Here is a 16,582-nt window from a genome sequence, read left to right on the forward strand (position 1 = left end):
CATGAACGTCGAGCAGCAAGCCTACGCCGCCCTCGATCAAGCAGAGTACGGACAGGCTGAGGCGCTGTTTGACACGCTGCCCGAAGATAGCAGGGCCTTTGGACTGGGGTACGTGTACGCCTTCACCGGGCGTTTCGAGGAAGCCCGCGCCATCTACACCGCGTTGAGGACAAAGAATGTCGGACTTCCGCTGGAACACGTCTGCCTGCATCAGCTCGGTATGGTGGAACGAATGGCAGGCGAGTGGAACGCGGCGCTCGAATGCTTTCAGGAGGAAGCTGAGTTGATCGCCACTCTGGGCGACTCACCGCTACCCGTCTCCGCCAACGCCTACGAACTCGGCACGGTCTGGCAGGCGCTGGGAGAAGCGCAGAAGGCTAGGGAATATTTCGAGCAGGCCGTTCAGGCGCAGCAGGCGTCTGGTGATCTGGTGGCTCTGGGCTGCGGCGAGCGCGGGCTGGGCGACTGGTACGCCGCGCAAGATGAACGTAGCAAGGCCACGGCCCACTGGCAAGCCGCTCTGGAAGCGTTCAGTGAAGCGGGCGATGCAAAAGCCGTGCAAGACGTCAAGGAGCAGCTCGCACCCAGTCGTTAGGGCAGCCCCAGCGCCTTCTTCATCTCAGGTAGCAGCTTGCCCTGCTCGGTCACCCCGTACCCGTAGGGACTCTCCCAGCTCCACACCGCCCAGCCCATTTTCTGCGCCTCAGCCGCCATCCGCACGTCATGCAGCCAGCGCAGACGGTCCGCAGGGGGAGCGCTCCGGTGCACGGCGAACGAACTCAGCAGCACCTTTACGCCGCTGCGCTGCGCCCAGCCGGACACCAGATTGATCTGGCCCGCGAGGGCCGCCTGATCGAAACTACCGACAGTACGCGCTTCAAATTCCTTCTTGACCAGCGCCCTGGACGCGGCGGGCGTGGCCTTCAAAATTGTGCTCAGCAGCGCGGGCAATCTGCTTTTATCAAGCGGATACGGCACGCCCGCAAAGTAGCTCCACGCGCTATTGGTCGGGTTGCCTTGCTGAGTAAACATTAGCGGCTCCACATACTGAAAGCTGTAGATCAGATTGGCATCGGCCAGTGGCCTCAGGGTGGTCAGGCCGTAGTAATCGGAGTAGCACGGGCCAGTCACGGCCAGGGTAAGCCTGGGCGCGCTGCGGCGAACGGCGGCGACGAGTTGACTTTCGAGTTGCGTCCAGGCGGCGGGCGCGAGATCGCAGGCTCCGGGCTGGTCTATCGGTTCCAGCCCCACCATGCGCGGATCGGAAGCGGCAAGCACCCCGCCCAGCTTTTCCAGCAGCGCCAGGTAGGTGTCTCTGGCCTTGCCGCCCGCGATCACGGCGTCCTTGGTCGGTGCCTCGTCAAACAGGGTCAGCAGCACCTTGAGCTTGTTCTGCTGGGCCGCTTTAAGCACCCGCGTCAGCGAGGCGAACGGTTCAGCGGCGCTGTTTACGGCGGCAATCAGGGTGTTGGGGTTGACCATCAGCCGCACGAAGTCGAATCCGGCGGCCCTGATCATTTTGAGTTGACCGAGCTTGGCCTCATCCAGTGGCTGAAACTGGGTCTGATCCAGCCAACCTTCCAGATTGACGCCGCGCCCCAGTTGCAAAGTCTGGGCCTGCGACGTGGAGAGAGAAGCCAACAGCGCCGCAGTCAGCAGCCACCTCACAAGCCCGCCTCTTTGGCCCTCAGCACCGCTTCGGCGCGGCTGCCGACTTGCAGCTTGGAAAAGATGCTGGTGATGTGGTTTCGCACCGTCTTCTCGGCCAGCTCCAGGTGACGGGCAATTCTCGGGTTGGTGTCACCCTGCGCGATCAGCGAGAGGATTTCGCGCTCGCGCTCGGTGAGTTCCGGCAGCACGGTGGGCGGGAGTTTGGTGGGGCGGCTGAAGTAGCTCATCAGCCGCCTGGCAATGCTGGGCGCAAACAGCGCCTCGCCCTGCGCCACCGCCTCGATGCCGCGCAGCAACTCCTCAGGGGCCGCACCTTTCAGCAGGTAGCCGCGTGCGCCCGCCTGCATGGCTGCGAACACGTTGTCGTCGTCCTCGAACATGCTGACCACCAGAATGCCCACGTCAGGATGCAGGGCCAGAATCCGCTTGGTGGCTTCCAGCCCGCTGAGCAGCGGCATCTGAATATCCATGATGATCACGTCCGGCCCAAGCTGGGTGGCCAGCTCAAGCGCGGCCTGTCCATTCTCGGCCTCGCCCACGACCTCCAGATGGTCGGTCACGCTGAGCAGCACTTTCAGCCCCTCGCGGAACAGGCGGTGGTCGTCGGCGATCAGGACGCGGATGGGATGATTCAGAGGCGGATCAGTGGACATAGACCACCTTTGATCTCAGGAACTTAAACACCAGGGCGCACGGCGGCAAGCGGCAGGCGGGCACGCACCAATGTACCGCCCGCCGGGGCCGCCGCCAGCTCCAGCGTACCAGACAGCGCCCCGGCCCGCTCACGCATCGAGCGCGAGCCGACGCCGGGTTCGCGTACGTCAGGCAGGCCCACGCCGTCGTCACGGCACTCCAGCGTCAGCAGGCCATCCGCCGCACTCAGGGAAAGGCTGACCTGGCTGGCCCGCGCGTGCTTCATCACGTTGGTCAGGGCTTCCTGGGCGATGCGGTAGACGGCGACTTCCAGCGCCGCACCCAGCGGCGGCAACGGCTTTAGTTCCAGGGACGCGTCCAGCCCGGTCTGCCGCACTCCGACCAGCAACTCTTCCAGCGCGCCGACCAGACCCAGATCATCGAGCTTGGGCGGGCGCAGATCGTGGACCAACCGGCGCACCTCGCTGACACTCTCCTGCACCTCTTCCCGCAGGGCCGAGAGCTGCTCGGCGGCCCGCTCGGGCGAGCGGGTCAGCAGCAGCCGGGCGGCCTCCAGCTTGAGGCCCAGCCCCGCCAATGATGGCCCCAGACCGTCGTGAAGGTCACGCCTGAGGCGGCGGCGCTCCTCCTCACCAGCCCGGATCAGGTGGTCCTGCGAGGCCTGAAGCTGCTCGGCCAGGTGCCAGGCGTGGGCGGAGACGGCGAGTTGGCGCGCCACCCCTTCCAGCAGCGCCCACTCGGCCTTGCTGAACGCCTCGCGCTGGGTGCGGCGGGCCACCTCCAGCGTGCCGATGAATTCGCCCTGAGCGGTCAGCGGCAGGATTTCAGGCGGCTGCGCGGGAAGCTGACCGCAGCTCAACACTTCCCCGTCTGCGAAGCGCAGCGCCACAAACGGCAACCTCAGCGCGGCGGCCACACCCGCCAGGGCATTTTCCAGACCTGTCCTGAGTGGCGCGGCCCCGCCGGAGCTTTCCAGCTGCCGGGCCAGTCCCTGCATCACGCCTGAAGGGTCGTCGCGCTCGCCGTAGAGCAACCGGCGCAGGCTGCGGCTCAGGGCGCTGCGGGCCGGTTCAATCAGGGCCGCGACCAGCCCCGCCGCCACCAGAGACGGCCAGAGCGTGCCCGAGGTATGCAGCAGGGCACTGAAGCCGCCGACGACCACACTGAACAGCAGGGCGGTACCGAGGCTCAGGCCGCCGAAGACCAGTCCGCGCAGAAGGCCGCCGCGCACCGCGCCCGGCGACTGCTCGGCGTAGGCCAGCACCGCACACAGCAGCAGCGCCGCGAGGCCCAGATCGCGCACGCCGGGCCGGATCAGTTCATTCCAAAGTAGGCCCGGTGGCACGCGGTCCAGGGCTGCCCCCGACAATTCCAGCGGCACAACCCCGAAAGTCCAGACCAGCAGCGTCAATAGCACGCTGCCGTAGCCCCACAGCACCACGCGGGATACCCGCTGGGGGCGCTCCAGCCGCCTCAAGTCCGACAGTCCCCACAGCCAGGCCGCACCGAGCAGCAGCCAGAAACTGAGCAGTCCGCCTGCCGGAACGGGCCACAACTGACTGGACGCCAGCCCCACCCCCAGCACGCCCAGCAGCGCCGGGTAGCGCTGCCGCCCCCCCACCGTCAGCAGCAACGCGGCGCTGAGGGCAGCCAGCCCGGTCTGGGCACCGTCCAGCCACAGCCGCAACCGGGTAAAGGCAGCGGGCCACTGGGTGTCGGTGAGGTCGCGCACCTGCCAGACCAGGTCCAGCCAGCGCGGGTGCAGCGCGCCGGAAATCAGGGCAGCGCTGCCGACGAGCAGCAGGGCGGGCCAGACCCACGTCTCGAGCGCCCACAAAAGCCGCCGGGCGCTGCCGGGCGTGGACACGAGGGGCGGGCGAACCTGCATGAGCTGAGTATGCCCCGCGCCGTGTCCCGCTGCCGAGGGAGCGCGGTGTCCCGGCTTCTGGGACAAGAACGGTCTCAAGACAACAGGACACCACCACACCTAAGGTCTGGTCAGTTCAACCGTTCCACTTAAGCGCAGTTGCATTCAAGCGCAGCAGCCACAGACCTTTCGTCGGCAAAGGAGGCCAGCCATTCGCCCAGCCAAAAGCAAGTCCCAGACGACGTTGTCCTCTCCCCGCCTTCCCTAACCGCTTCAAGGAGTCCCGCCATGAACAAGACCCTGCTCCTCAGCGCCGCCAGCGTCCTGACCGCCCTCTCTCTGAGCGCCGCCTCGTCCGCTTCGGCGCAGTATTACCGCCTTCAGCTCAAGGTGAACGGCCAGTACCTCGATGCTGACCACTGCACCGCCACCCTCAGCCTCAACCCCGGCTCCACCTACGCCGATGGCGCGTGTCAGCTGTGGAAGTTCATCCCCAACGGAGACGGCTACTACCGCATTCAGCTCAAGAGCAACGGCCAGTATCTGGACGCCGACCACTGCGCCAGCCCGGTGACGCTCAACCCTGGCTCCACCTACGCCGACGGCGCGTGCGAACTCTGGAGACTCGTTCCGGCGGGCGGCGGCTGGAACCGGCTGCAACTCAAGATCAACGGCCAGTTCCTGGACGCCGACCACTGCTCCACCAGCATGGGCCTCAACCCCGGCTCGACCTACGCCGACGGTGCCTGCCAGCTGTGGAAGCTGGTGCCCGCTTCCGTGCGCTTTGACTGAGACACCAACTGGGACAGGGACGCCGAAAGAAAGCCCCTTGTCCCAGAAACCGGGACAAATCCAGCCTCAAGACAACGGGACAGTCCCCCTTCTACGCTTGAGGAGCTTCAGAAGAAACCCAGCGGCCACCCGCCCACTCCCGAGATACAGCCCCTGAAACACCCCAAGGAGAAATGACATGAACAGCATCCTGAAAGTCCTGGTGACCGCTGCCCCCGCCCTGCTCACCCTCTCCATGTTGGCCAGCCCCGCCCAGGCCGCTGGCACCTCCGGCCCCGACACCTGCGCTTCCGGGTATGTCTGGCGCGAGGCGATTCCCAGCGACCATGTCTGCGTGACCCCCCAGGTGCGCCAGCAGACCGCCTACGACAACTCGCAGGCCGGGTCTCGCCGCGATCCCAACGCCTCCTCCGGCTCCAATTCCTGTGTGAACGGCTACGTCTGGCGCGAAGCCTTCCAGGGAGACGCAGTCTGCGTGGTTCCGGCGGTGCGCCAACAGACCCGCAACGACAACGCCCAGGCGGCCAATCGGCTCGCCCCGGCCCCACTGGCTTCCGGCCCCGACACCTGCCTCAGTGGCTACGTCTGGCGTGAGGCAATTCCCAGCGACCACGTCTGCGTGACCCCCCAGGTGCGCCAGCAGACGGCTTACGACAACTCACGGGCCGCCTCCCGACGCGATCCCAACGGCCCCTACGGCTCCAACTCCTGCGTCGGCGGCTTTGTGTGGCGCAACGCCTTCCAGGGTGACGCGGTCTGCGTGGTTCCGGCAGTGCGCCAGCAAGCCATAGACGACAACGCACAAGCTGCTTCCCGCATCGCCCAGTAAGCGGGAGGAGGGCAAGATTGAGATCCAGTCTTGCCCCGCCTCAGATCCGGCATAAACTGAACCCCGAAGCCCGCCGTGCCCCACATCCAGAATGACAGGAGAAACCATGCCGCACCCCGCCCCCTTATCCGTTGTGGCCCTCTCGCTCGTTCTCACACTGGGCGCTTGCGGCGGGTCTGCCAGCTCCCCCTCCACTCCTTCTTCCACGACCCCGACTGACACCACCAACCCCGTTTCGGGCGCTTGGGTGATGGGCTACGCGGTGGGCTACGAGCGCGATCTGCTGCCGCCCAGCGAACTGAACTGGGCCTCGCTGACCCACCTCGCCGTGGGCCGCGCCACACCCAACGCCGACGGCAGCCTCAACACGACCTTTGACATCGACGCGGTGGGCGGCCCGGCCTGGGCCAAAAGCATGGTGCAGCAGGCCCATGCCCATAACGTCAAGGCCCTATTGATGCTCGGCGGCGCGGGCGAGCACGCCGGATTCGTGGGTGCGGCGTCGGCGGGCAAGCGGCAAGTGTTCGTCCAGAACATCCTGACTCTGGTGCAGGACTACGGCTTTGACGGCGTGGACCTCGACTGGGAGCCGGTGGCGAGCGCCGACGACGCCCCATTGAAGGCGCTGGCCGTGAGTCTGAAGGCAGCCAAACCAGACCTGCTGCTGACCGTACCGGTCAATTTCGTCAATTCAAATTTTCCCGCCGACGAGGCGCGGCCCAGTTACGCCGACCTGGCCCAGACCGTTGACCGGCTCAACATCATGAGCTACGGCATGGCAGGCGTGTACGAGGGTTGGAAGTCGTGGCACTCCTCGGCGCTGATGGGCGAGAGTGACAGCACGCCCAGCAGCGTGGACAGCAGCGTGAAGGCGTACCTGGCGGCGGGTGTTCCGGCCAGCAAGTTGGGCCTGGGTATCGGCTTTTACGGGCTGTGTTACCAGGGCGTCCTCGGGCCGAACCAGAATGCGGCGGGCATGAAAATCGCTGCCGACGACGGCCAGATGAGTTACACCACCCTGATGAGTGGCTATTTCACGCCCGCCGCCAGGAAGTGGGACGCCGCCGCCAAGGTGCCGTACCTGAGTTCAGCCACGCCGCTGGGCACAGACAAGTGCACCTTCGTCAGCTACGAGGACGCACAGTCCATCGCCGAGAAGGGCCGCTACGCCCGCGAGAAGGGACTCGGCGGCACCATCATCTGGACGCTGGGCCAGGCCCACTTCGGCAACAAACCCGCCGGTCAGCGCGATCCGCTGCTGGACGCGGTGAAGGCAGCCTTCCGGCCCTAGAGCATCTGTCCGTTTCATTGGTGTAGAAAAGCACTCCACCAATTCCACTGTCTTGGGCAGAACGGACGCCCCTGGGGACGCCTGCCCGCTCCCACCTGCTCCAGCATGTATTTCACTCGCTCCGCTCGGTCATAAAAATCTTGAGACTTTTATGACAAATACTTCAATCATTTCTGCTCAGCAGGAGGTTTCCCATGAACCGACTTGTTCCGCTCGCCCTGGCCCTGCTCCTGTCCGGCGCTCAGGCCGCCGGCACCTACAGCATCATCGTCAACGGCCAGGTGGCCCCCGCTCCCGCCATCGTGGTGAATGGTCAGACCTATGTGCCGCTCTCGGCCCTGAAGCTGCTGGGCATCGGCAGCAGCCTCAAGGGCACCACGCTCACGCTGGGCGGCGCGGCGACTTCAACAACGGCCACCACGCCCGGCGGAGCCAACCAGAAAGCCTCGCTGGAAGGCTGCATGAACGAGACCCTCTTCAACGGCGTCTGGCGCATGACCGTCAGGTCGTTCAAGCCAGGCTTCGAATACGGCACCCACCCCGGCTACATACTCAATCTGGAGTGGAAAAACGGCACGGCCCGCAGCATCGACGCCCTCAACACCGGCCTCAAGGAGTTCACACTGGTGCTGGCCGATGGGACGACACTGACCTCCGACAACCTCCAGCAGCTCAAGTACCGCAAGCTGCCGCAGGCCGCCGGGATGACCTTCAACATTCCCTTCTATGCCGACGACGCCCTGCCCAGCCTGGCCCAGCCGTCCAAACTCCTGGTCGAGATCGATCCCAGCATCGCGGCGGCGACAAGTTCCGGCGTGACCTATACCACCCCCACGCCCAGCTTCCGGGTGCGGCTGGATTGCCAGAAGTAACACCCTTGTTAGACTGCCGTCATGACCCGCCGGATGCAGGAAGAGGACTTCCGTATAGAACCCCAGCCGCCCTACACGCCCCACATCGGCGCACTGGTGCAGATGATGGCGTATGCCCGCTTCACGACGTTGCAAGCGGTGGACGGTCTGAGTATGGACGAGCTGGACGCCGTGCCCACCAACTTCACCAATTCCATCGGCATGCTGCTGGCCCACATCGCCGCCACCGACCGGATGTACCAGTACCTGAGTTTTGAGGGCGTTGATCCGATGCACGAGAACGTCGCCGAATATGCTGAGTACGCGCCCTACATCGGGGCTATGACCTTTGGCAAGAAAGGCGAGAAGGTGCGGGGCCGCACGCTAGACGAGCTGTTGACCGATCTGGACGCAGTTCGCACGAAAACCCTGACCGAACTCGCTGGGCGAGGCGATACCTGGCTGGCCTCACGCCTGAGTGCGCCTGATTTCGATTATCCGAATCACCACTGGGCCTGGTTTCATGTCATGGAAGACGAGGTCAGCCACCGGGGCCAGATCCGGCTGATCCGCAAGGCGCTGAAGCAATGACGACTCCCACTCCCGAAGCCTGGGCGCGGGCGCTGCGCATTGATCCGCAGCCTGCTTACTCGCCGCACATCGGCGTGCTGGTGGAGATGCTCACCTACGCACGCCTCACCACCCTGCAAGCTGTGGAGGGCATGGACCGGGCCGAGCTGAACACCACCTACCCGGACTTTCCGCATTCCGTTGCCCTGCAACTCGCGCACCGGACCGCCGCCGAGCGGGCGTATCAGTACATTTCCTTTCAGGGCACTGACCCGTTTGCCGAGGACGTACCGGACTACGCCCCTTACCTGGGAGCCATGACCTACGGCGAACATGGCCCGGTGCTGCCCCGTCAATCGCTGGAGAAGTTGCTGCGCGAGCTGGAGGAGGTGAGGCGCGGCACACTCGCCGAACTCGCCAGAAGAGATGACGCCTGGCTCGCCGAGCGCCTGACGCTGCCGGGCTTTACCGACATGAACCACCACTGGATCTGGTTTCACGTCATGGAAGAGGAGCTGAGTGACCGGGGCCAGATCCGGCTGCTGCGTCAGGCCGTCCTGCGGGCGCAGGCCAGGGAGGAAGCCCAGCCAGACTCAGCGGACGAGTGAGGCGAAGGCCGACGCCTCCGGGCTGAGGACCACCCGAACACCGATATTCGCCAGCAAACCCCCGACCTCGGCCCGCCGCCCCGCCCCCGACACGTCGCGGATGGCGATGCCCACCACTCTGCCAGGATGCGATCTGGCGAAGGCCGCGTAGACTTCCGGGTCTTTCTGGTCGGTGTCGCCGATGAGCAGAAATTGGCCCGGCAAATCGGCGGCGAGTTCGTTCAGCGATTGGGTCTTGAAGCTCTTTGAGGCGGTCAGCGACTTCCAGTCCAATGGGCGCAGCAGCAGCGGGCCGTTCGGCAGGCCCCGCGCAGGCAGCACCGTGCGCAGAAAGTCGCTCAGTCCCAGCGGGCTGTTGGAGAGGTAGACGATAGATAAACCCCGCGCTGCGAAGTCGCGGTACAGCGGCGCGATATCGGCAAAAGCGGCCCGGTTGCTGACGGTGGCGTTCAGGAAAGTGGCGAGGGCGCGGCCCTGCGGCCCCCCCGTGATCAGCACGGTGTCGTCGAGGTCGCTGATGATGGTCACGGGAGCGTCGGGCAGGCTGGGAATGTCGGGCATCAGCGACTCGCCGCTCGCCAGGCTGACCCTGACTGTTCCTGTCGCGGCCAGATCGCAGCGGGCGTGACCGCTTTGATCGGTCTGCACGGTGATGCTCTGCTCGCCAGCCTGACACGTCACCGTCACGCCTGCTGATCCCTGCGGCAGTAAGCGAGCGATATTTTGCAGCAGCGGGAGCCCGGCGTGGCGTGAGGCGTCGTAGGCGTCCACCTGAAGGCTGAGGTGGGTGGCCCGCTGCGAGGCCCAGCCGTCCACCGAGAGATCGTGGACGGGGTCGTGGGCAGGTGCAGCGAGGGCCAGAGAAAGCGTCAGAAAAAGCAGGGCGGCGGCGCGGTTCATCTGCCCAGCTTAAAGTGTTTCCCAGCCCGCCGACCCCAGCTTGGTCCCCACGTGAATCGCCGCAATGCCCCCACTGAGCAACCGGTAGCGGGTGCGAAAGCCAGTGGCCTGCATCAGCCGGGCCAGCCGCGCCGGGTCGGGAAAGGCCAGCACGCTCTCGGGCAGGTAGGTGTAGGCCCCGGCATTGCCGCTCACCAGCGCGCCGATGCGCGGCAGGATATGCCTGAAATAAAACCGGAAAACGCTGCCGAAGAGGCCCCCGGCAGGCGGCGGAAATTCCAGGATGACCAGCCGTCCGCCGGGCGTCAGCACCCGCCAGAATTCCGCCAGGCCGCGCCCGTAATCGGCGAAGTTGCGAAAGCCGAAGGCGCAGGTGAGTGCCTCGAAGCTGGCGTCAGGGTAGGGCAGCTTGAGGGCGTCCCCTTCCTCGAACATGATGTCCAGTTGCCGGGCCTGGGCCTTTTTCCGCCCGATGTCCAACATCTGCGGCACGAAATCCGAGGCGGTGATGTGGGTCTCTGGAGATCGGCGCTTGAGTTCGATGGCGAAGTCGCCGGTGCCGGTGGCCACATCGAGCAACCGGGCCGGACCGAGCAGCAACGCCTCGCTGGCCGCCGCCCGCCGCCAGCTCTTATCAATGCCGAAACTCAGCACCCGGTTGAGCAGGTCGTAGCGCGGCGCGATGTCGGCGAACATCCGCTGCACCCCTTCGGCCTTGTCCTGCTTGTCACCCACGCGGGGTATCTCAGCGTGGGGGTGCTGGGAAGAAAGTGGGGAGTCGGGCGTCATGCCGGGCATGATAGCGGGGCCAGCAGGGGCAGACTGCCTCCATTCTCGCTGACCGGTGGATGGCCGTGCGGGTGGTTGTGCGGTGGACAACCGGGGGCGCTCACTGATCCGTACTAGACTGACGCCTGGGTCGGAAGCCTTTTTTCGTTTCGGCCCCGTTGTTCAAGAATGGTTGAAGGTGGGCCTGGCCGCCCCGCTCCTCTGGGGGGCAGCCAGGCACGCCGCAGGAATGTCTTTTCGGTGGGTGCCGGTTTCGTCCGCCTCGATTTCGTTTTCGGCTCTCCGGGTTTCTCCGGGCGGGGGCCGCGCAATTGAACGTGGGGAGACTGCAGTTGCCGTCAGGCAGCAGGCGGGGCGTACCCGTTTTTGTTTTTCTCAGCAGTACTTTCGTTTAAAGGAGCCACTATGACCGTGTTGTTTGTCATCCTGGCGCTCCTGGTGGGTTTGGTCGGCGGCTACGTCACTGGATTTCCGCGTGGTCGGCAGCAGCGTCAGGTGCTCGAAGACAGCGCCGTGAAGGAAGCTCAGCTTCAGGCCGAGCAGATTCGTGTGGCGGTTCAGGCCGAGGCGGGGCGCGTGCGCCAGGACGCCGAGGCCGAGGCCGCCCGCAGCCGCCAGGACGCCGAGCGTCAGCGCAGCGACGCCAGCAAACTTGTTCAGGACGCTTCCGAGCGCGCCGCCCAGATGGTCTTGCAGGCCACCAGTCAGCGCGACCAGCTTATTCAGGACGCCGCGCGTGAGCGCGAGAGCCTCAAGACCGAGCGGGCCGACACCCGCCGTGAGCGCGAGGATCTGGGGCGCGAGATCGAGCGCCTCAATCGCCGCGCCGAGCAACTCGACGCACGCGGCGACAAGCTCGATCAGCTCGAAGAACGCCTGGAGCACCACCAGGAACGCCTCACCGCCGACGAAAGCCAGCTTCACGACAGGCTCCGGCAGGCTGACCTCAAGCTCTACGAGGTGGCAGGCCTCAGCGCCGAGCAGGCCAGAGAGCAGATCCTCTCTCACCTCGACGCCGAACTCGAGGAGGAAAAGGCCATCCGGGTCAAGGCCATGATCGAGCGGGCCAGTGGCGAGGCCAAGCGCACCGCCCGCCACGTGATCGCCCAGGCGATCCAGCGCAGCGCCTCGGAGACGTCGGCGGCCATGAGCGTCAGTGTGGTGCCGATTCCGAGCGACGCGATGAAAGGCCGCATCATCGGGCGCGAGGGCCGCAACATCCGCGCCTTCGAGTCGCTGACCGGGGTGGACCTGATCATCGACGACACCCCCGAGGCGGTGATTCTCAGCTCATTCAACCCGGTGCGGCGCGAGGTCGCCAAGCATGTTCTGGAGGGACTGGTACAGGACGGGCGCATTCACCCCACCCGCATCGAGGAAATGGTCCACAAAGCCCAGGACGAGATGAAGTCGTTCATTCACACCCAGGGCGAGGAGGCGGCCATCGAGGCGGGTGTGCTGGGCCTCAAACCCGGCATCATGCAGCTGCTGGGGCGGATGTACTTTCGCACCAGCTACGGCCAGAACGTGCTCAAGCACTCGGTGCAGGTGGCCCACCTGACCGGCATCATGGCCAGTGAGCTGGGCCTGGACGCCTCACTCGCCCGCCGCGCCGGGCTGATGCACGACGTGGGCAAGAGCATCGACCGCGAGATCGAAGGCACCCACGTCGAGATCGGCATCAACCTGGGTCGCCGCTTTTCTGAGCCGCCCGAGGTCATCGACGCGATTGCCCACCACCACGACCCGGAAAACGGTGAGACACTCTACTCAGTGCTGGTGGCCGCCGCCGACGCCATCAGTGCGGCCCGGCCAGGAGCCAGGCGCGAGGAGCTGGAGAGTTACATCAAGCGGCTCGAAGCCCTGGAGCAGATCGCGGTGTCGTTTCCCGGTGTCAGCTCGGCCTACGCCATCCAGGCCGGGCGCGAGGTGCGGGTCATCGTGTCCCCCGAGCGGGTCAGCGACGCCCAGGCCACCCTGCTGGCCCGCGAGATCGCCGGGCGGGTCGAGCAGGATATGGAATATCCCGGCCAGGTGCAGGTGACGGTGGTGCGCGAGCTGCGGGCCACCGGCGTCGCCAAGTAAGCCTGGTTCAATACCAATCCGCAGTCAACCGCCCGCCTCGATGATGGGCGGTTGACTTTTATATGAGTATCTTGCTCATTGTACTCAGATGAGTCACTTGCTACCATGCAGGAATGCTGAGTTCGGACGAGAAACAGCAGATTCTGGCCGAGGAGCGGGCACTGGAGCAGGCTGAGCAAGAAGCCCGGCAGTGCTCAGCCCACGTCCGCGCCCGCGAAACCTACCGGGCCGAGGTCCGGGCGGCGCAGCGTGCCCGCCCCTGGCGCTGGCGCTGGGTGCTGGGCGGCGGGCTGCTGTGGACGGCGGCGGCCCTCGCCTTCCTGGTCATGCGTCAGCCGCCCATGCCCGACGACCTCTCCGGCGGCATCGCCTCCAGCGCCCTGATCGAGCGCTGCGAGCGCGCACTGCTCTCCCAGCTCGGCCAGCTCGCCGCCCAGTTCCCGGATACCCAGGAAGCGGCCCGCCAGATCACCTCCAGCACCGACGGCAAGCGCTGGGACGGCTGGGTCGTCTCCAGTTCCAATTTCTCGGGCCGCGCCGACTTCAGTTGCGCGTACAGCCCGCCGACAGACAGCATCCAGGCCCAACTCATCCAGTAACTTCGGGAGCAAAGTGAACCCATCCTCGTGTCTGCTCCGGCTCGGCGCTTGCCTTTCGCTGACCCTCCTGCTGTGTGCCCAGGCCGCCACCTTCACGGTGCCGCGCGAGAAGATCAGCCTCATCTGCACCGACAGCCATTTCAAGGTGGACCGGGTGGATTTTGCCCTACCCGACGAGGACTACGGCCAGTGCCAGCTGCGGCCGCTGGCGCTGCGCGAACGCTGGCCAGGCAGGCGCACGTTCTTCATCATCCCACGCGTCTCGGCGACCCTGTTGGTCAGAGGCGACAAGGGCAAGAGCCAGTGGCTGCCGCTCGCGCCGCTGGTCAATCCCGGCGGCGACCCGCTACACCTGGCACTGGATTCGGCGAGTTACGACCATTTGGAGCTGGTGGGCCGCTTCGGCAAGCTCAGCGACCTGGCCGGGAAGCGCACACCCGACACCCTGGGCGCAGGCGGCAAGCTGACCGTCTGCGCCTCGCCGCTGCAGGCCGGGGAAGCGCCCTGCGCCACCTTCGACCTGACAGCCCGTTTCAAAATCTACAGACGCTGAGTCGGCTCAGTTGACGCTGCGCTGCGCGTCGCCGTTGCCCAGGACCGGGGCCGTCTTGAGGGTCAGGGCGGCGGCAGTCAGCAGGGTGTCGTTGCCCTTGCTCAGCGCGTTGAGGTCGGTGGTGGCGCTGACATCAGGTTTGATCCGCACCGGGTAGGGCGTGCCGTCGGGCTTGGCGTAGTTGAGGATGGTCAGTTGCAGGGCCGCGCCGCTGTCGAGCGGGAAGACGCGGGTGGCGGTGTTCCCCACACCCGCCGTCGCCTCGCCGATGATGGTGGCGCGCTTGGCGTACTGAAGTTCGTAGGCAAAGAATTCGCTGCACGAGGCGCTGCCGCCGTCCACCATCACGGTGAGCGGGCCGGTCCACAGCGCCGGACTCTGCACGCTGCTGCGAATGCGCCCGTCGTCGAGCCGCGCGCCACCGCGCACCACTGTGCGGCTCGATCCCTGGGCCATCTTCGAGAGGCGGGTGAACATCGGCACGAAGGCGCTGGCCGCACCGTCACACTCGCTGAGATCGCCCCCGGTGTTGCCGCGCAGATCCACGATCATGCCCGAAGCGTTCTGGGCCTGGGCCGAGCGCACCTCATCGTGCACCGTCTGGGCCACACTGCCGCCCGACAGAAAGGTGGGGATTCTCAGCAGGGCGACCTTGCCGGGCTGACCGTCCGGCGCATTCAGGAAGCTCAGGCGCGGCAGGTCGCGTGAACTGCTCTCGCGCGAGGCCAGCGTCACCGTGACCGGCGTGCCGAGCCGTTCCAGACCCAGGGCGATGGGCTTCCCAGCCTCCTTGGCGGTCTTGAGGGCGGCGTAGCTGTAGGGCTGGCCGTCAATGGTCCGCAGCACATCGCCGCGCTTCAGGCCCGCTTCCTCGCTGGCGCTGCCGGGAATCACGTCGAGCACCAGGCGGCTCTCGCCGTCCAGGGTCGCCAGCCGCACACCAAACTGCAACCGGTTGCCGCCGGTCGCGCTGGTGATGAAATCCTGGTAGTCGCTCGGATCCTGAAAGAAGGTGTGGTCGTCGCCCAGCGCGGTGACTTCCGCCGACACCACCGGGAACGCCTTCTCGGCGGCGCAACTGGCCGGGTCGGTGGCGCACACCGCCGTCAGCCGAGCCTGATAGTCCCTGGTCAGCGCCGAGCGGTCCACCGTGCTGAGGCCGCCGTACTGGTCCTGAATCAGCTCGTTGACCTCGTCGAAGATGTCCTGAGCAGGCGAGTGGAGGGCCGTGCTGCTCGGGGTACTGACAGCGGGCGAACTGGAACTGGTGCCCACGCGCTTGGCCGCCGACTCCAGCAGCGGTGAGGGGGTCTGCGAGAAAGCCGGGGGCGTCAGGCTCAGGGCCAGGGCGAGCAGCAGCAGGCGTTTCATAAGGTGGCTATATTGTGCGCCGAATCAGTCCCGATTTGATCTGGGTTTGATGTGGGTATTTGCCGTCTGGCACACGAAAAAGCCCCCCTGTAACGGGGGGATCGGTGACAATCTGAGCGGGTCAGCTGTTCAGCGGGTGCGCGGATCGAAGGCGTCGCGCACCGCGTCACCGAAGAGGTTCCAGCCGAGGCTGAACAGAATGATGAAGGTGGCAGGCAACACTGTCACGTACCAGTACTGGTTGTCCATCCAAGCGCGGGCAAAGCTCATGAACTGGCCCCAGTCGGTGTAGCCCACCGGCAGGCCGATGCCCAGGAAGGAGAGCGCGGCGATGCTCAGCGGAATGGTGCCGAGGTCGAGAATGGCGATGGTGAGCACCGAGGCCACCGAGTTGGGCAGCACGTGCTTGAAGATCAGCCGGAAGTCGCGTGCGCCCAGGCTGCGGGCGGCGTCCACGAATTCCAGATTGCGGGTTCTGAGAATGTCGCCGCGCACGATGCGGGCGTACTGGGTCCAGCCGGTCAGGCAAAAGGCCAGGATGATGCTGCTGATGCTCGGCCCCAGCACAGTCAGCAGCACGATGGTCAGCACCAGGCTCGGCAGCGAGAGCATCACGTCGATGAAACGCTGAATCAGGTTGTCGATCCAGCCGCCGTAGTAGCCGCTGATCGCCCCGACGACGATGCCGGTGAGCAGGGTGATTGCCACGATGACCAATCCCAGCTTCATCATGACGCGGGTGCCCCAGATCATGCCGTAGAAGATGTCGTAGCCCTGCGAGGTGCCGAAATACGCTCCGCTTCCCGGCGGGGTGGGAATCGGCGAGAAGCTCTCACGCTCGGTGTGGTAACAGCTGTCGGGGGCGGTGAACAGCGCTTTCCAGAAGGCCCCGCCCGCCGGGTTGTAGATCTGGCTGGTCCGGGTGATGCCCAGGTCGCGCAGGCAGTTACCGCCCGCCGCCTGACTGGGCGCGGCGATCAGCGGCGCAAACACAGCCACCATCAGAAAGATGAAGGTCATGATCAGGCCAACGACGGCCAGCTTGTTGCGCCGCAGCTTGACCACCGGGCGCGATGAGAAAAAGGACTTGAAGCGTCCCGGCGTTTGTTCGGGGGTGGACGTGGGGAGGATTGTGGTCACAGGATCACCGCC

The 16,582-nt window shown here is 65.7% G+C and carries 17 protein-coding genes; 10 read left to right on the plus strand and 7 right to left on the minus strand.

Annotated features, from left to right (window positions below; translation table 11 throughout):
• The first annotated feature begins 1 nt into the window (after nucleotide 1).
• Entirely contained in the window at nucleotides 2-595 is a 594-nt protein-coding gene (locus N0D28_RS13140; protein WP_260559946.1) for a tetratricopeptide repeat protein, read from the plus strand.
• Here N0D28_RS13140 and N0D28_RS13145 read toward each other — a convergent pair.
• The 3 genes from N0D28_RS13145 to N0D28_RS13155 are packed head-to-tail and all read right to left on the minus strand — an operon-like array spanning nucleotide 592 to nucleotide 4,213.
• Entirely contained in the window at nucleotides 592-1,668 is a 1,077-nt protein-coding gene (locus N0D28_RS13145) for a glycoside hydrolase family 5 protein (protein WP_260559947.1), read from the minus strand. The genes N0D28_RS13140 and N0D28_RS13145 overlap by 4 nt on opposite strands.
• Nucleotides 1,665-2,324, minus strand: coding sequence for a response regulator (locus N0D28_RS13150; RefSeq protein WP_260559948.1), 660 nt, complete (start codon nucleotides 2,322-2,324; stop codon nucleotides 1,665-1,667). Before N0D28_RS13150 ends, N0D28_RS13145 begins: the two co-directional genes overlap by 4 nt.
• 23 nt (nucleotides 2,325-2,347) lie before the next feature.
• Complete coding sequence (locus tag N0D28_RS13155; RefSeq protein WP_260559949.1) at nucleotides 2,348-4,213, minus strand: sensor histidine kinase; 1,866 nt, start codon at nucleotides 4,211-4,213, stop codon at nucleotides 2,348-2,350.
• Nucleotides 4,214-4,480: 267 nt separating this feature from the next.
• On the opposite strand from N0D28_RS13155, the gene N0D28_RS13160 reads away from it, so the two are divergent.
• The 6 genes from N0D28_RS13160 to N0D28_RS13185 all read left to right on the plus strand — a co-directional run bounded on the left by N0D28_RS13160 (nucleotide 4,481) and on the right by N0D28_RS13185 (nucleotide 9,133).
• Nucleotides 4,481-4,984 carry an RICIN domain-containing protein gene (locus N0D28_RS13160; protein WP_260559950.1) on the plus strand — a complete coding sequence of 168 codons (504 nt, stop codon included), beginning with the start codon at nucleotides 4,481-4,483 and terminating at the stop codon, nucleotides 4,982-4,984.
• 178 nt (nucleotides 4,985-5,162) lie between these two features.
• Nucleotides 5,163-5,813 carry a hypothetical protein gene (locus N0D28_RS13165; RefSeq protein WP_260559951.1) on the plus strand — a complete coding sequence of 217 codons (651 nt, stop codon included), beginning with the start codon at nucleotides 5,163-5,165 and terminating at the stop codon, nucleotides 5,811-5,813.
• Between the two features lie 106 nt (nucleotides 5,814-5,919).
• Nucleotides 5,920-7,104 (plus strand): glycoside hydrolase family 18 protein, encoded by a 1,185-nt coding sequence (locus N0D28_RS13170; RefSeq protein ID WP_260559952.1) that lies wholly within the window; start codon nucleotides 5,920-5,922, stop codon nucleotides 7,102-7,104.
• A gap of 194 nt (nucleotides 7,105-7,298) precedes the next feature.
• The gene (locus N0D28_RS13175) at nucleotides 7,299-7,976 is read left to right on the plus strand and encodes a hypothetical protein (protein ID WP_260559953.1); all 678 of its coding nucleotides are present in this window, start codon (nucleotides 7,299-7,301) and stop codon (nucleotides 7,974-7,976) included.
• A 21-nt stretch (nucleotides 7,977-7,997) separates the two neighbouring features.
• The gene (locus N0D28_RS13180; RefSeq protein WP_260559954.1) at nucleotides 7,998-8,546 is read left to right on the plus strand and encodes a DinB family protein; all 549 of its coding nucleotides are present in this window, start codon (nucleotides 7,998-8,000) and stop codon (nucleotides 8,544-8,546) included.
• On the plus strand, nucleotides 8,543-9,133 hold the full coding sequence (locus N0D28_RS13185) for a mycothiol transferase (RefSeq protein WP_260559955.1): 591 nt from the start codon (nucleotides 8,543-8,545) through the stop codon (nucleotides 9,131-9,133). The genes N0D28_RS13180 and N0D28_RS13185 overlap by 4 nt, the downstream gene beginning before the upstream one ends.
• Here N0D28_RS13185 and N0D28_RS13190 read toward each other — a convergent pair.
• Both N0D28_RS13190 and ubiE read right to left on the minus strand, forming a co-directional pair.
• On the minus strand, nucleotides 9,119-10,033 hold the full coding sequence (locus N0D28_RS13190; RefSeq protein WP_260559956.1) for a phosphatase domain-containing protein: 915 nt from the start codon (nucleotides 10,031-10,033) through the stop codon (nucleotides 9,119-9,121). The genes N0D28_RS13185 and N0D28_RS13190 overlap by 15 nt on opposite strands.
• Before the next feature lie 9 nt (nucleotides 10,034-10,042).
• Nucleotides 10,043-10,822, minus strand: coding sequence for a bifunctional demethylmenaquinone methyltransferase/2-methoxy-6-polyprenyl-1,4-benzoquinol methylase UbiE (gene ubiE / locus N0D28_RS13195; RefSeq protein WP_260559957.1), 780 nt, complete (start codon nucleotides 10,820-10,822; stop codon nucleotides 10,043-10,045).
• 405 nt (nucleotides 10,823-11,227) lie between these two features.
• Here ubiE and rny point away from each other — a divergent pair, with 405 nt between their 5' ends.
• The 3 genes from rny to N0D28_RS13210 all read left to right on the plus strand — a co-directional run bounded on the left by rny (nucleotide 11,228) and on the right by N0D28_RS13210 (nucleotide 14,059).
• Nucleotides 11,228-12,907 (plus strand): ribonuclease Y, encoded by a 1,680-nt coding sequence (rny, locus tag N0D28_RS13200; RefSeq protein WP_260559958.1) that lies wholly within the window; start codon nucleotides 11,228-11,230, stop codon nucleotides 12,905-12,907.
• A gap of 113 nt (nucleotides 12,908-13,020) precedes the next feature.
• Complete coding sequence (locus N0D28_RS13205) at nucleotides 13,021-13,506, plus strand: hypothetical protein (RefSeq protein WP_260559959.1); 486 nt, start codon at nucleotides 13,021-13,023, stop codon at nucleotides 13,504-13,506.
• A 13-nt stretch (nucleotides 13,507-13,519) separates the two neighbouring features.
• Nucleotides 13,520-14,059 (plus strand): hypothetical protein, encoded by a 540-nt coding sequence (locus N0D28_RS13210; protein WP_260559960.1) that lies wholly within the window; start codon nucleotides 13,520-13,522, stop codon nucleotides 14,057-14,059.
• Between the two features lie 6 nt (nucleotides 14,060-14,065).
• Here the strand turns inward: N0D28_RS13210 and N0D28_RS13215 are convergent, their stop codons facing one another.
• Complete coding sequence (locus tag N0D28_RS13215; protein WP_260559961.1) at nucleotides 14,066-15,430, minus strand: S41 family peptidase; 1,365 nt, start codon at nucleotides 15,428-15,430, stop codon at nucleotides 14,066-14,068.
• A gap of 129 nt (nucleotides 15,431-15,559) precedes the next feature.
• Nucleotides 15,560-16,570, minus strand: a complete 1,011-nt coding sequence (locus N0D28_RS13220) for an ABC transporter permease (protein ID WP_260559962.1) — start codon at nucleotides 16,568-16,570, stop codon at nucleotides 15,560-15,562.
• Nucleotides 16,571-16,582 lie beyond the last annotated feature (12 nt).

It is taken from the genome of Deinococcus rubellus, assembly GCF_025244745.1.
GTDB classification, from domain to species: Bacteria; Deinococcota; Deinococci; order Deinococcales; family Deinococcaceae; genus Deinococcus; species Deinococcus rubellus.